This window comes from Longitalea luteola (assembly GCF_017356035.1).
Taxonomy (GTDB): Bacteria; Bacteroidota; Bacteroidia; order Chitinophagales; family Chitinophagaceae; genus Niastella; species Niastella luteola.
Genome location: NZ_JAFIQX010000002.1, coordinates 660,480 through 675,880 on the forward strand (window position 1 = coordinate 660,480; position 15,401 = coordinate 675,880).

The 15,401-nt window shown below is 38.5% G+C and carries 16 protein-coding genes; all 16 read left to right on the forward strand.

The genetic code is table 11. The annotated features are described in order from the left end of the window. Positions 1 to 3 precede the first annotated feature (3 nt). The 16 genes from JUB15_RS28695 (at position 4) to JUB15_RS07050 (ending at position 15,394) form a co-directional block, all read left to right on the forward strand. Entirely contained in the window at positions 4 to 447 is a 444-nt protein-coding gene (locus JUB15_RS28695) for an acyltransferase (RefSeq protein ID WP_305068185.1), read from the forward strand. Between the two features lie 58 nt (positions 448 to 505). Beyond that, positions 506 to 1,294 (forward strand): polysaccharide biosynthesis/export family protein, encoded by a 789-nt coding sequence (locus JUB15_RS06980; protein ID WP_207511670.1) that lies wholly within the window; start codon positions 506 to 508, stop codon positions 1,292 to 1,294. 52 nt (positions 1,295 to 1,346) lie between these two features. Then, positions 1,347 to 3,722 carry a GumC family protein gene (locus JUB15_RS06985; protein WP_207511672.1) on the forward strand — a complete coding sequence of 792 codons (2,376 nt, stop codon included), beginning with the start codon at positions 1,347 to 1,349 and terminating at the stop codon, positions 3,720 to 3,722. 69 nt (positions 3,723 to 3,791) lie between these two features. Then, a complete protein-coding gene (locus JUB15_RS06990) occupies positions 3,792 to 4,682 on the forward strand; it encodes an ABC transporter permease (protein WP_242696225.1) in 891 nt (296 codons plus the stop codon). A gap of 14 nt (positions 4,683 to 4,696) precedes the next feature. Continuing rightward, complete coding sequence (locus tag JUB15_RS06995; RefSeq protein WP_207511677.1) at positions 4,697 to 5,977, forward strand: ABC transporter ATP-binding protein; 1,281 nt, start codon at positions 4,697 to 4,699, stop codon at positions 5,975 to 5,977. 12 nt (positions 5,978 to 5,989) lie between these two features. Next, positions 5,990 to 6,421 (forward strand): sugar 3,4-ketoisomerase, encoded by a 432-nt coding sequence (locus JUB15_RS07000; RefSeq protein WP_207511679.1) that lies wholly within the window; start codon positions 5,990 to 5,992, stop codon positions 6,419 to 6,421. Further along, entirely contained in the window at positions 6,396 to 7,370 is a 975-nt protein-coding gene (locus JUB15_RS07005) for a GNAT family N-acetyltransferase (protein ID WP_207511682.1), read from the forward strand. The genes JUB15_RS07000 and JUB15_RS07005 overlap by 26 nt, the downstream gene beginning before the upstream one ends. A 4-nt stretch (positions 7,371 to 7,374) precedes the next feature. Further along, the gene (locus JUB15_RS07010; RefSeq protein ID WP_207511684.1) at positions 7,375 to 8,145 is read left to right on the forward strand and encodes a class I SAM-dependent methyltransferase; all 771 of its coding nucleotides are present in this window, start codon (positions 7,375 to 7,377) and stop codon (positions 8,143 to 8,145) included. A gap of 5 nt (positions 8,146 to 8,150) precedes the next feature. After that, on the forward strand, positions 8,151 to 8,831 hold the full coding sequence (locus tag JUB15_RS07015) for an acetyltransferase (RefSeq protein ID WP_207511685.1): 681 nt from the start codon (positions 8,151 to 8,153) through the stop codon (positions 8,829 to 8,831). Then, the gene (locus JUB15_RS07020) at positions 8,828 to 9,760 is read left to right on the forward strand and encodes a glycoside hydrolase family 32 protein (RefSeq protein ID WP_207511687.1); all 933 of its coding nucleotides are present in this window, start codon (positions 8,828 to 8,830) and stop codon (positions 9,758 to 9,760) included. The genes JUB15_RS07015 and JUB15_RS07020 overlap by 4 nt, the downstream gene beginning before the upstream one ends. A 4-nt stretch (positions 9,761 to 9,764) precedes the next feature. Beyond that, positions 9,765 to 10,865: a DegT/DnrJ/EryC1/StrS family aminotransferase gene (locus JUB15_RS07025; RefSeq protein ID WP_207511689.1), complete on the forward strand. Its 1,101-nt coding sequence runs from the start codon at positions 9,765 to 9,767 to the stop codon at positions 10,863 to 10,865. 8 nt (positions 10,866 to 10,873) lie between these two features. Continuing rightward, the gene (locus tag JUB15_RS07030) at positions 10,874 to 11,842 is read left to right on the forward strand and encodes a glycosyltransferase family 2 protein (RefSeq protein ID WP_207511691.1); all 969 of its coding nucleotides are present in this window, start codon (positions 10,874 to 10,876) and stop codon (positions 11,840 to 11,842) included. Between the two features lie 47 nt (positions 11,843 to 11,889). After that, entirely contained in the window at positions 11,890 to 12,648 is a 759-nt protein-coding gene (locus JUB15_RS07035; RefSeq protein ID WP_207511694.1) for an FkbM family methyltransferase, read from the forward strand. Positions 12,649 to 12,688: 40 nt separating this feature from the next. Beyond that, positions 12,689 to 13,516: a glycosyltransferase family 2 protein gene (locus JUB15_RS07040; RefSeq protein ID WP_207511696.1), complete on the forward strand. Its 828-nt coding sequence runs from the start codon at positions 12,689 to 12,691 to the stop codon at positions 13,514 to 13,516. A 4-nt stretch (positions 13,517 to 13,520) separates the two neighbouring features. Then, positions 13,521 to 14,546 carry a hypothetical protein gene (locus JUB15_RS07045; RefSeq protein ID WP_207511699.1) on the forward strand — a complete coding sequence of 342 codons (1,026 nt, stop codon included), beginning with the start codon at positions 13,521 to 13,523 and terminating at the stop codon, positions 14,544 to 14,546. Positions 14,547 to 14,554: 8 nt separating this feature from the next. Then, positions 14,555 to 15,394, forward strand: coding sequence for a glycosyltransferase family 2 protein (locus JUB15_RS07050; RefSeq protein ID WP_207511702.1), 840 nt, complete (start codon positions 14,555 to 14,557; stop codon positions 15,392 to 15,394). Positions 15,395 to 15,401: the final 7 nt, after the last annotated feature.

The following is a 15,401-nucleotide window of genomic DNA, read 5'->3' on the forward strand; positions in this document are numbered from 1 at the left end:
TTATTGACATCGCAAATAAGGGATGTTGTTTTCGGGAAAGATGTGAAAGTGGTGCAACCGGTTAACCTGTATGACTGCAGCATAGGCGACAATTGCTTTATTGGACCTTTTGTTGAAATACAATCCAATGCAATTGTCGGGAACCGTACCCGGGTGCAATCGCACAGTTTTATTTGTGACGGAGTAACCATTGGCGAAGACTGTTTTATTGGTCATGGAGTGATGTTTATTAATGATGTGTTTTCGGGTGGAGGACCTGCGGGAGACAGGAATGCGTGGAAGAAGACTATTATAGGGAATGGGGTTTCAATAGGATCCAATGCTACGCTGTTACCGGTTTCGATTTGTGATGGAGTTGTGATCGGGGCCGGAGCGGTGGTGACAAAAGATATACAAGAAAAAGGTATTTATGCCGGTAACCCTGCGAGGTTGCTTCGGCGTTTGTAAAGTTTTCTGTTCTTGCTCGTAAGGAATTTTAATAACCAGTCATTAATACTCTATCAATATGTTGCAACTGCCCGTATCACGTTTCATACAGGCTTGTATTTTCATAGTAGTTGTATTGTTCATGGGTTCATGCACGAGTACTAAAAAAGCCAGGGAAGAGCTGAAGTACCTCGATGGAAACCTTAATATTCCGCCTAACCTGGAAGTGCCCGCTAAAGAGATAGCCATTCAGAAAGGAGATCTGTTAAGCATTTATGTGTATAGTGACAATCCGGAAGCAACGGCCATCTTTAACCAGCAGGTTACAAAAACCGGCGGCGGTGTTCCCGGGTACCTGGTTGACCAGCAAGGTAATATCCGCTTTCAAACGTTAGGTGAGCTGCATGTAGAAGGATTAACCAAAAAGCAGCTTATGGATACAATGGATGCAAAGTTGAAAGTGTATCTCACAAATCCATATACGGATATACGATTCCTGAATTTCCATGTAAATGTGCTGGGCGAAGTGAACAAACCGGGTCCCTATTCCATTCCCGAAGAAAAGCTTACCATTCTTGAACTGATTGGGTTGGCAGGAGATCTTACTTTGTATGGAAGGAGAGACAATATCCTTGTGATACGGGAAAAAGAAGGGAAAAGAGAGTTTGGTTATATTAATTTGAAAGACCCCAAAATATTTCAGTCGCCCTATTTTAACCTGCAACAGAATGATGTGGTTATGGTTCAGGCAAACAAAAGGAAACAAACAGGAACAGAACAGCAGCTAGTTCGCAACCTTACTATCCTGTCTGCAATAGCCAGCATTGTGTCTGTCGCTGCTCTTGTATATAATGTCTTCAGGGAGTAAGTACGGAATTTTAAAAAAGTTCAAAGGTAACTTTCATTATTAAACACCTGCAATGAACACACCGGAAAACCAAAGTGTAAAAATATCGGTAAAGGATTTTTTGATGCGCTATGTGCGCTACCTGCCATTATTGATTATTTCTGTGGGCATTGCGCTCATAGTGGCATATGTGTATATACGTTATTCAACACCCTTGTATAGCGCACGGGCAACGATGCTTATAAAAACAGATAAATCATCTGGTGCGTCCGATAAGGATTTTGATGAGGTTTATTTTACAGGTGGCCGTGGTAATGTAACTAATGAGATAGAGATTCTTAAATCTCTAACATTGGCAAAAAGAGTTGCTGCTTCACTTGGCCTGCAAAAAAAATATTATGTAAAGGGTAATATTAAAACTACATTGAATTATCCCGCGGGGCCTGTTTCTCTTCAAATTGTACACCTCGCAGATTCGTTAACACCAGTTAGTTTCAATATTAATATCTTAAACGATCAGGAATTCCACTTCGCCAATGCAGCTGAAAAGAAGTACCGGTTTGGCCAGCCTTTTCAACAGGGGGCAGGTACTTTTATAATTGTAAAAAATGATAGTCTTTTTAAGGACCTTCAATATAAAGAGCACATTATTAGCTGGCAGCCGCTGGAAAGTGCAGCCTTTGATGTATTGGGCGGGTTAGGCGTTGCGGCTATTAAAGATCAATCCAATATTTTATCGTTAACTTATTTGAGCAGTCATCCGCTACTGGCAAAAGATATATTAAACCAGTTGATGGAAGAGTACAGTAAGCAAAATATCGAGGATAAAAATCAAACTGCCGCCCGCACAGTTTCATTTGTAAATGAGCGGTTGAACCTCATCACCCGCGAATTGGGAGATGTTGAAAAGGATCTGCAACAGTATAAACGACGCAACCAGGTTGTAAACCTCGACGCCCAATCTGAATTGTATCTTAATAAAGAATCTGAAACAGAAAAAGATCTTTCTGAACTTGAAGTTCAACAGCATATCATCGGTTACCTGCAGGAGTATCTGACAAATCAAAAGAACCAGTTTGTGGTTGTTCCTGCTCTGGGAATCGAGGATGTGACCTTGCAGACCTCGCTTGAGCAGTATAATGAGTTACAACTGAAGCGGGAATCATTGCTAAAAACCACTACAGCCCAAAACCCTTCAGTTAAATTGGCGGAAGGACAGCTGGAAAAACTCAGGGCCGATATAGCCGAAAATCTGAAAAATCTAAAAGCGACAGGAGAATTAAAAATTAATGCCTTAAGGCAAAAAAATCAGCTATATAATTCCCGAATTGGCACTGTTCCAATTAAAGAAAAGGAATTATTGGAGATCACCAGGCAACAGGGAATTAAACAGAACCTTTATTTGTACCTTTTACAGAAGCGGGAAGAAACCGCTATTTCGCTGGCGGCTACTGTTTCCAATTCACAGGTAGTAGATGCAGCAATAGGAAGTAATACGCCAGTGTTACCAAATCCCAAGAATGTAAAAATGTTAGCTGTTTTTCTGGGATTGCTGATCCCTGTCGGCTTCATTTACATCAGGGAGTTATTGAATGATAAAATAAGCGGCCGCCCGGATATCACAAAAATCACGGATGCCCCCATTTTTGGCGAGATAGGTCATTCGGATGATAAGGCTGCTTTATTGGTTCGTAATAATAAAAGGGATGTTGTAACTGAACAATTCCGGATGATACGTTCCAATATTCAGTACATGGTAGGTAATAACAGCCATCCGGTAATATTGGTAACTAGTACGTTCAGTGGCGAAGGCAAATCGTTTATCAGTGTGAATACAGGTGCTGTAATGGCGCTCGCGGGTAAAAAAACAGTTGTACTTGAAATGGATATCCGGAAACCGAAAATTACCAAGAATCTGGAATTGTCGCGCAGCAAAGGTATCAGCAATTTTCTTGTATCCGACATTCCTGTAGAATCGCTGCCTCAGCCTGTGCCTGGAATTGATAACTTGTATGTGATTCCTTGTGGACCAATTCCACCTAATCCATCCGAAATTCTTTTGAATGAAAAGATAGTGGAATTGTTTAAATATGTAAAACAGACGTTTGATGTAGTCATTGTTGATACAGCTCCGGTAGGTCTTGTGAGCGATGCCTTTACGCTCAGCCAATATGCTGACAGTACGTTATACATCGTGCGTATGGGTTATACACTGAAAAAGCAGGTGCATTTTATCGACGAATTGTACCGTAATAACAAACTGCCCAGGATTGGCTTATTGGTAAATGATATCAAAACCTCGTCGCACTATTACAGTTATGGTAATTATGGAGGTTATGGATATGGATATGGCTACGGACATAGTAATGGGTATTATGAACAGAGTAGTAATGGGTCGGGTAAGGTAAAAAAATTCTTTAACAGAATGTTTCGGTCTTCAAAAGGATAAAGGAGATCGAGTAGTAAATTGAATTATTAGGAAAGGATGCAGCGCATTTTTTAAAGCTTTACAAAACAGATGGAATTGACCACAAAGCAGATTAATATTAAAGAGAACGGGCATAAGGAGAAGCAGCACTGGGACCTGGAAATAAAGCCACATACCAACATCTTTAATCTTCACCTGAAAGATGTATGGAATTACAGGGATCTTTTAATATTGTTGGTTCGGCGCGATTTCATATCGTTTTATAAGCAAACGATTTTTGGGCCTTTATGGTTTTTTATACAACCGATCTTCACAACGATCATTTATACGTTAATATTTTCGAGGTTGGCGGGTATAAGTACAGAGGACGCTCCTGCCCCCTTGTTTTACCTCACAGGCACAGTGGCATGGAATTATTTTGCGGAATGTCTTACAAAGACAAGCACTGTTTTCAGGGATAATGCCAATATTTTTGGGAAAGTATATTTCCCAAGGCTTATTATGCCGTTGAGCATCGTCATGTCTAATCTCGTTAAGTTTGGCGTACAATTGTTACTTTTCATACTCGTAATGGTATGGTATATTATCAAAGGCGAAAACGTGCATCCCAATGAATACTTACTGCTTTTCCCGGTAATTGTATTGCTGCTGGCGTTGCAAGGGTTAGGGTTTGGCTTGATAGTTACCGCCCTTACGACTAAATATCGGGATCTTGCTTTTCTAATAACTTTTGGCATTCAGCTGGCCATGTACGCCACTCCTGTTATTTACCCATTGTCTGCTGCTCCACAACAATTTAAAGAAATTATAGCTTTGAACCCGTTAAGTGGTTTAATTGAGGCTTTTCGCTATGGTTTTTTGGGTACCGGTCATTTTTATCCGGGTTATTTCTATTATAGTGTTTGCTTTTCTATAATAGTGGTTTTAGCAGGATTAATAATTTTCAATAAAACAGAGAAAAACTTTGTCGATACTGTCTAGATAGCAATGTAAGCATGGAAAAAGCAATCAAAATAGAGAAACTATCCAAAGCATATCAACTGGGCGAATTTTCAACCGGAACCTTATCAAGAGACATTGAACGGTGGTGGGCGTTATTGCGGGGAAAGGAGGATCCTTTTTTGAAGATCGGAGAAGTTAATGAGCGAACCAAAGGTGGTAACAGCAATATTGTTTGGAGCCTGAAAGACATCAATTTTGAGATAGAGCGGGGATCAGCCGTGGGTATCATTGGCCGAAATGGTGCTGGCAAAAGCACTTTGTTAAAGATCCTGAGCCGTGTAACTACACCCACTACAGGCGTTGTAAAAATAAAAGGCCGTATTGCCAGTTTGCTCGAAGTAGGCACCGGCTTTCATCCTGAGCTTACAGGCAGAGAGAACATTTTTCTGAATGGAGCGATATTGGGTATGCGCAAGCAGGAAATAAAAAGAAAGTTTGATGAGATTGTTGATTTTGCCGGTGTTGAAAGGTATATTGATACCCCGGTAAAAAGATATTCATCCGGAATGTATGTTCGGCTGGCATTTGGTGTAGCAGCCCACCTGGAGTCGGAAATTCTTATTGTTGACGAAGTGCTGGCAGTAGGAGATTCTGAATTTCAGAAAAAATGCCTTGGGAAAATGAAAGATGTGAGTAATAAAGACGGACGTACCGTTTTGTTTGTAAGTCATAACATGGCTGCAATTAAACAGTTATGCAGTCATGGCATACTGTTAAAAAACGGTCAGTTGCAATTAAATGGCGATGTGGCTAATATAGTAGAAGAATATCTGAATTCCGGTATCACATCAATCCGTGAATCTTCCTGGACAAACGAAGATGCTCCCGGTAATGACAAGATCAGTATTAGAAAAATTGCAGCTTATGCTAAAGGAAAAACGACAACAGATCCTATTAAATCTAATGAAGATATAATAGTAGAGCTGCAATTCGAAAATAAAATGAAAAATGTAGACCTCGATGTGACCTGGGATATTTTTGATGCGGAAGCAGCTCATGTATGCCATGTGGGCACGCTCGTAGGAAATGGGGACAAAGTGAACCAGGGCACATTCAAAGTACAGTTCCAAATACCGAAAAACCTGTTAAATACTACGCGTTATTATTTCAACATTACGTTCGGCATAAATCAGCGGTATGTTGCATTTAAATATGATAACATTTTAAGTTTAGATATTGAGGATGGTTTAAGCCGGCAGGGCGCCAGCTTTCATAAATATCCTGGTATTATACATCCAAAATTTGAATGGTCTGTACAACAAATATTTAACTAACAACCTGCTTTCATGGATGAACTGCGTTTTGAACAGGAGCCTCACCTCGTATCTTTAAAATCAATAGGGGATCCGTCTATTGGCTACATTACCATATCTGAAATACAAAAGGATATACCTTTTGAAATTAAACGAGTCTACTGGACCTATTATACACCTCAAAATGTAAAAAGGGGATATCACGCGCATAAAAAGTTGCGACAGATCATATTTGCAGTCAGTGGCAATATTCGATTTACGGTAGAGTGCCAGGACGGAAAAAAACATGTGTTTGTTCTTGATCAACCCCATGTTGGATTGTACCTGCCGCCGTATACCTGGCGCGAAATACAGTTCTCACATAATGCAGTGTTGCTTTGTCTTGCATCTGAATGGTTCGAAGAATCCGATTACATTAGAGAGTATAATATTTTTAAGAATGAAGCTTGTAATAACACGATATAGTGATGAGCATGCGCCAGCCTGGAACGAACTGGTTGAAAATTCTATCAATGGAACGTTTTTACACAGTAGACAGTTCTTTGATCATAATCCTTTGAATAAGCAGGATGACTGTTCCTTCCTTTTTTTCAAGAAAAACAAAGTAGCTGCGGTAATTCCCTGTTCTCTTTATGAAAGAGAAGGTAAACGGATATTGCATTCGCATATGCGTTCGACATACGGAGGGTTTGTAATCAATGAAGAGATAGGGATGGAGGAGGCTGTGGAAATGGTAGACAAGCTTGTAACAGAAGCAAGAGCACAGGGAGTGCAGGAAATCATTATTCGTAACCCCTTTCGTATTTTTCACCGGAAGCTTTGCGACGAAATAGATTATGCTTTGTGGTATCATGGTTTTACTATTAAATCGCGAGAACTCGAAACGGCTGTTCGTTTGGGTGGTTATGAGCAGGTTCAATCTTTGTATGACGATTCAACAAAGCGCAGCGTAAAAAAAAGCCGCCAGAATGTTTCAGTTCAATTAAGTGAGGATTTTAAATCTTATTGGACTGTGCTGGAACAAAATCTCTTAAAAAAGCATAACACAAAACCTACTCATTCTTATAACGACTTTGTTGTATTGCTCAATAAAGTTGGTCATGACAAAATAAAACTGTTTGCAGCTTTTAAAGATTCGAATCTCATAGCTGGTATTATTGTTTTTGTAACCAATAACATGGTATTGCACGCCCAATATATTGCATCTGATGAATTATACCAGGAGTTCAGGCCATTAAATGCCGTTATAGATGAAATTATACAATGGGGTTGTAACCACGGATATACATTTTTAAATCTGGGAACATCCAATACGGATGGAGGGCGAACGATTAATGGCGGCCTTTTCAGGTTTAAAGAAGGGTTCGGCGGGCGCAATACGTTAAGAGAAACTATGCACCTGATTTTAAAATAAATGTATGAGTCAACAGTCCGATTTTGAGCGGTTTAAAAATTTATCGTTTGAAGATTTTAAAAAGCTGGCCACGGAAGATTCGTTATCAAAATATCAAAAAATAGGTTTTCCCGATAGTTATAGAAAAGACAAGGAAGACGCTATATTTTTAGATATTGTGCATAAGCTGAATATTGAACCGGATAAGGATAATGAGCAAGGCATATTATTAGATATTGGTCCAGGCTGCAGTGAGTTGCCATTTATGATATTGAATCTTTGTCAGAAAGCGAATTTAAAGGCTTTACTGGTTGACTCTCAGGAAATGTTAGATCATCTTCCTTCTGAAAAATATATTGAAAAATACCCGGGATATTTCCCAGACGATGTTCCGGCTTTGGTAAACGAGTATCAGAATAAGGTGAAATATATCATAGGATACAGCATTTTTCATTACGTATTTTATAATACCTGCATCTTTAAGTTTCTTGATGTAGCGGTATCCTTGTTAAAACCTGGCGGCAAATTATTGATTGGAGATATTCCTAACATATCAAAACGGAAACGTTTCTTTTCAACTGAAACCGGGATAGCTTATCACAAAGCGTTTACCAACACTGATACTTTACCGGAAGTTAAACATCTGCAACCTGAACCCACTCATATCGATGATGGCGTGCTAATGGGTATTATTCAGCGTTATAGGGGATTTGGATTTGAAGCTTACTTATTGCCACAACCTGACACTTTGCCAATGTATAACCGGCGCGAAGACCTGCTGATTCAAAAAATCTAAAAAATATGAATAAAACAAAGAAACTAATCTTGTTTGGCGATAGTGCGTTTGCTGAAATAGCGTATGAGTATTTTACCTATGATTCCGAATATGAAGTAGTGGCATTTACAGTGAGCAGAGAGTTTTTGAAAAAAGAAACATTGTTTGATCTGCCGGTAGTTGCCTTCGAAGAGGTAGAACACAAATATCCACCTACCGAGCATGCCATGCATATAGCCCTTGTTTATAATAATATGAACAGGAACAGGATACAGTTTTATAATGAATCAAAGCAAAAAGGTTATACGCTTGCCAGTTATATAAGTAGCAGGAGTTTTGTATGGAGGAATGTGGAAATAGGTGATAATTGTTTCATTTTTGAAGATAATACCATACAGCCGTTTGTGAAAATTGGAAATGATAATGTTTTCTGGAGCGGTAACCATATTGGTCATCATTCCGTAATCGGTTCTCATAATTTTATTTCCTCGCATGTAGTTGTTTCTGGATTCTGCACTATCGGCAATGCCAATTTTATGGGCGTAAATTCGACCATGGGCAATAACCTTTCCATTGGAAATGATTGCCTTATTGGTTCCGCGGTTCATATAGTGCGACCTGTAAAAGATGGAGCTCTTATGAAAGGCACTCCAAATTATGCTGACGAGAAATCTACTTATGAAAGATTTGGAATTGCTAAATTATGAAGTGGAAAAAACTAGGCTTGGTTTATGCCCCGGAAAAGAATCTTTGGTGGAATCAGCTCTATGCAATCCTTCCAACTCCTTTTTATCTTAAGGACCAGGGAATAATCAGAGTATATTTCGCTACCACATGTGCAGAAAGGTATGGAAGGATTACTTATGTGGATGTAGATGCCAATAATCCCACTGAAATCGTTAATAATCCTCACGAGTTTATAATTGACATCGGTCAGCCCGGTGCTTTTGATGATTGTGGTGTTAATGTATCGTCAGTAATTGAGTACAATGACAACATATATCTTTATTACGCAGGCTACCAACGCCATAGCCGAACTCCATATTCTATCCTCAGCGGTTTAGCTATCGGTGATGATCACCATCTTTTTAAACGTTATTCATCAGTACCGGTTCTTGAAAGAACAGACACCGAGTTGGACTTGCGATCTGCACCAACTGTCATTTATGAAGACGGGAAATTTAAGATGTGGTATGTTGCCGGCATGGGATGGAAGCATGTGGAAGGAGAGGTGCATAAAAATAAGTTCATGCCCGTTTATCAGTTAAAATACGGCGAGTCGGAAGATGGAAAGAAGTGGAATGTTGAAAGTGAACCCGTATTTAAACTGGAAAAAGATGAATTCGGTTTTGGAAGACCCTTTATTTATAAAAAGGCGGACAACATATATCAGTTATATTATTCAATAAGAAGAAGCTCGAGGTCGTATCGGATCGGATTTGCGGAATCGGAAGATGGAAGATTGTGGACCAGGAAAGACAACGAGATAGGGATAGATGTATCTTCTTCCGGTTGGGATGCCGAAATGATCTGTTATCCTGCTGTAATTAGCGCACAAGGCAAAACGTATATGTTTTACAACGGAAATAATAATGGGGAAACAGGCTTTGGTGTTGCAGAATTGATAAATGAATAATAAAATGATACCTTTTCTTGATTTAAAGAAAGTTAATCTCAGGCATCAACAGGCATTTGAGTCAAACCTTCGTGATATATTGGAAAAAGGCTGGTTTATTCTCGGTAGCAAAGTAGAAGAATTCGAAAAAGCGTTTGCTTTATATTGCGGAACCAGACATTGCATTGGAGTGGCTAATGGTTTGGACGCATTGATCCTTATTTTCGAAGCCTATAAGGAATTGGGCCTTATTAAAGCCGGGGATGAAATATTGGTTCCGGCAAATACTTATATTGCCTCGATACTGGCAATCTCAAAGGCAGGTCTAGTACCAGTACTTGTGGAGCCTGAAGAAACTACCTGCCTTATCGATCCGCTTTTAATAGAAAAGAGCATTACCAGTAAAACAAAAGCTATATTACCAGTGCACCTGTATGGGCAGCTGTGTGAGATGGATGCTATCAATAGCATTGCGCAACAGCATAATTTATTGGTAGTTGAAGATTCGGCTCAATCTCATGGGGCAATCTATAAGGGCAAACGATCTGGTAGTTTAGGGAATGCAAGCGGGTTTAGTTTTTATCCTGGTAAAAACCTGGGGGCTTTAGGCGATGGTGGTGCAATAACTACCAATGATGATGCCTTGGCCAATACTATAAAAGCATTACGCAATTACGGTTCACATAAAAAGTATGAAAACTTATTTCAGGGTGTGAATAGCCGGCTTGATGAGCTGCAAGCTGCTTTTTTGCTGGAAAAACTGTCTATGCTTGATGATGACAACAAAGTACGCCAACAAATTGCTGCCCGTTATTTAAAAGAAATAACGAATCCGAAAGTGGTTTTACCCACGGTTAATGATCCGGACCAACATGTCTGGCATTTATTTACAGTACGAACAGAAAACCGGGATGCTTTTCAGGATTATCTTACAAAAAATAATGTACAAACTGTAATACATTATCCGATTCCGCCGCACAAGCAAAAAGCATATCAAAATTATTGGATAGGTAAATCATTTCCTTTATCGGAAAAAATACATAGGAATATTATTTCATTGCCAATATCTCCAGTGATAACTAACATGGAGGTTGAACAAGTCATTGAGATCGTTAATAGTTATTGATTCGTAGTATGGATCTAAAACCATGGCCTCTTGTTACAGTTGGAACCCTTTCTTACAATACGGGAAAATATGTCGTTGAAGCTTTAGAATGTGTTAAACGCCAACAATACCCGAACATACAGCATATTATCATTGACGATTGTTCAAGCGACAATTCGGCGCAGTTAATTGAAGATTGGATCAAACAGAACAATTATCCATGCCTGTTTATCAAAAGGCCGGTTAATAAGGGTGTACATGCGGGGTTAATGGATATAATGGCAGCGGCTACCGGCAAATACCTGGTAATGATATCAGATGATCTTTGGACGGATGATAAATTGCTAAAGCAGGTACAGGCATTTGAGGAATTGGATAGCTCATATGCAATGGTATATGGAGATACCCAAATGATAGATAAAGATGGTAATGTGCTCATACCTTCCATGTTTAAGCATTATCGTGGCGCTGATTTTTTACCTCCTTCGGGTAATATTTTTCAGGAGGTAGTGCGTGATTTCTATTTTTTTATCCAGGCAGCTACCATTTCATTAGAGCATTTCAAAGCAATTAATTATACGTTTGATAAGGAGATCATTTCTGAAGATTGGGATTGGCAACTGGCACTTGCGCGCAGGTTTAATATTTTAGGGTTAAATCGCATTTTTTCAAGCTACCGGTTTTTGGCCACTTCTGTTGGAAGAACTAATTGGACTGATGAAAAAATGCATAAGGTTTGGCAGTCGCATGGTAAAATGCTATTAAAGCATTATAACCATTCTGAAAACAGTATAAAAGATAAAGAGATAATTTTTCAAAGAATTTGGAGAGTTTATAACGAATTGTGTGGAATGCCCAGGTTTACAAAAAAACAAAAAATTCGTTTTTTGTTGCATTTGATAAAAGTAACCCGCAAATTGAAGTTATTAATTGTGCTGGCGAGCATTATCATCTTTTCAAAAGAGTCATTAGCACGCCGGATAACGCAATTAGCCTGACGGAACTGTACGTAAAACATTTAGATTAATTTGATCTACTATATAGTATGAAAAAGATCATAAAAGGATTTGTTAATTTCTTTGGCGTTGACATAGTTAGATTTAATAGAAATTCTAAGCAGCCTGAAAAGTTACACGGAAATGATGAGATCGATTATTTTTCTGAAGCCAGAAAATTTGAATGGTTAAAGAAGTATAATTTTAAAACAATTATTGATGTTGGTGCAAACGAAGGCCAGTTTACACGAAAAATATCAATAGTTTTTCCCGACGCTGAAATTCATTGTTTTGAGCCGTTGCAGGAAGACTTCAATAAATTGAAGTATAATTTTCAAGACAGTTCCAAAATAAAGATTTACAATTTCGGGCTGGGAGATACAAATGAAGAAAAGAATATTTATAGAAATGAGTATTCACCCTCTTCATCATTGCTGGAAATGTTGGAACTGCATAAATCTAATTTTCAATACGCAGTAAAAGCGGAGCCTGAAAAAGTTTCTATTCGGATTTTTGATGAAGTATTTAAAGGTGATCTTGCCAGGCCGCTTTTAGTTAAAGTAGATGTTCAGGGTTATGAAATGCATGTATTAAATGGGGGGCCGAAGATTATGGAACAGGCGGATGTTTGTATAATTGAAACCAGCTTTTACCCATTATATAACGGCCAACCGCTTTTTGGTGAAATTTATAACTACTTTATTCAGCGGGGCTATGAATATGTCGGAAGTATTGATCAGCTAACAGCTCCAACGGATAATAAAATACTTCAGGCTGACGCTGTTTTTGTAAGACAAAAGGTCGATTGAGCTTAGACCATAACAAAATGATTTTAACCGCATAATCTACGTGCTTAAGACGCCCTTTTTCAGTATAATTATTCCAACATTTAATTCAGCAGCTACGGTTCGTGAAGCGCTCGATAGCGTTTTGATGCAAACCTTTGCTGAATTTGAAGTATTGGTAATTGATGGGATCTCGAATGACGGCACCCTACAGATCCTTAAAGAATATCAGATAAAAGATAGCCGCATCCGATTTATCTCTGAGCAGGATAAAGGAACTTATGATGCCATGAATAAAGGAATCAGGTTGTCTAAAGGCGACTGGTTATACTTTCTTGGAAGCGATGATGCGTTATTTTCAAACGATACTTTATCTCAGGTATTTCAGAAAGCGAAAGAAACCGATAGTGCTGTAATTTACGGTAATGTAAAGCTCGACGGTGATACTGGATGGGCCAGGCATAACGAGATTTATGCAGGAGAATTTAATTTGAGAAAACTACTTTCACAAAACATATGTCATCAGGCTATTTTTTATCAGCGGAAGGTGTTCAAGGAAATTGGACTTTATAACGATCGGTATAAAATATGTGCTGACTGGGATTTTAATTTACGTTGCTTTTCCAGGTATAAATTCGCTTATCTCAACATAATTGTTGCACATTATTATGGCGGAGGAAAAAGCAGTGTAACTGAAGACACGATTTTTTCAAAAGACAGGATTTACAATATTGCTGCCTACTTTAAGAATACACTTTACTTTAATGAGTTTGTACAATTCAGGACTTATTTTAGAAGGATGATCTTTCAGAAGAATGTCCCATTAAGTTTAGGAGTCAGAATAAGACTTTTATTTTTTTCGATCATTTTAAAACTTCAAAAAGAACGATAAGGGGATGGTTTTTTTTACTATTTGTTCCAATAATTACCTGGCCCAGGCACTACTACTGGGAAATTCATTAAAGACGCATTATCCCGAACATCAATTTTTGATCTTTCTTGTTGATGTAAAAGATAAAAAGGTAGATTATGATGCCATGCCCTTTGAAGTATTGCCGCTGAACTTATTGGAGCCTGGCTTACATACACTTGTTCATAAATACAATATTATTGAATTGAACACCTGCGTCAAACCACGGGTTATCGAATACCTGTTCATGGAACGCGGATTTTGCAAAGCAGTATATTTTGATCCGGATATCAAAGTGTATGGCCGGTTAAATGAAATGGAGATCGCGCTTGAGAGTAACAATATTGTACTTACGCCACACATTTATACACCTATTCCGCTAGATGGAAAGCAACCCGGTGAGAACAATTTTTTAAATTATGGCATTTACAATCTTGGCTTTATTGCCGTGGTAAAAACTGATGAAACCCTACGTTTTTTGAACTGGTGGAAAGAACGTACGTATGAACAGGGATATTCTCGTGTTGACGAAGGCATATTTGTGGATCAGTTATATATAAATCTAGTTCCGATTTTCTTTGATAAAGTTTATGTGTTGCAGCACCGGGGATATAATATGGCCCCATGGAATTTGCATGAACGGTATCTGCAACAGAAAGGAAATAAGCATATTGTAAACGATAAAGATGAATTAAGGTTTTTTCATTTCAGTTCTTTCAGGTTACATTCAAATGAGTTACCTCTTCATTATTACAATCGTTTTCAACTGAAAGACAGGCCAGATCTTCATTCCTTGTACAAAGAATATGATAAAGAATTAGAAGAAGCAGGGTATCAATTCTTTTCCAAGATTCCATGTGCATATGTCATTGAACGAGAGGAACACATTTTGAAGATAAAAAAAGAGGAGTGGAGCCGGAAGTCATGGCTTAAGAAGATTCCACTAACTATAATAAAAATGTTGCCGAAAAAATTAAAAAACAGGCTTTCCGTCAGCCTGATCAATAATTGATTGAATTTATGTATCCCAGGATCACCGTTATCACACCTTCCTATAACCAGGCCCAATATCTTGAAAAAACTATTTTATCTGTAATTCAGCAGAATTATCCGAATCTTGAATATATTATTATAGATGGGGGCAGTAAGGATGATAGTCCTGCAATTATAAAAAAATACGAAAAACATTTAGCTTATTGGGTAAGTGAGTCAGATAAAGGTCAAAGTGATGCCTTAAATAAGGGACTTAAAAGGGCAACCGGGGATATCGTCGCCTGGTTAAACAGCGACGACTGGTATGAAGCTGGCACACTGGAATTAGTAGCGAAAGCATGGAATAAGCAGCCCTTTGACGTTTTGCATGGCGATGCGGTTTTTTTTTATGAGGGCAATGAAGAACGCAATTACCGGAATCACTACGGAGGCAACTGTACATTAGACAGATTACTAAAGTACTGGAGTTGTGACCGGGATTGTAATCCACCCCAACCTTCTGTATTTATCAAAAAGCAGGTTTTTGACACTATAGGTTCACTAAATGAGCAGTATAATCTGGCAATGGATTATGATTTGTGGTTACGAATTGCGCGTGCCGGCTATACATTTACATACATCCCTGAAGTTTTATCTTATTATCGTTTTCATGGCAATTCGAAGTCAGGTCTGCAGGGGGATTTTAAGCATTTTCATAAAGAGTGGCACCAGGTTTTTTTAAAGAATATTAAACAGGTGCCATTGTCTAAAAGACTGTTTTATTATTGGGATTATTCAGGGTTCTACTATAACTATGGAATAAGAAGCTTACCAAAACGGGTAACGCATCTGCTAACTAAAGGCCCCATCTTACAAGCAAAATACTAGATACATG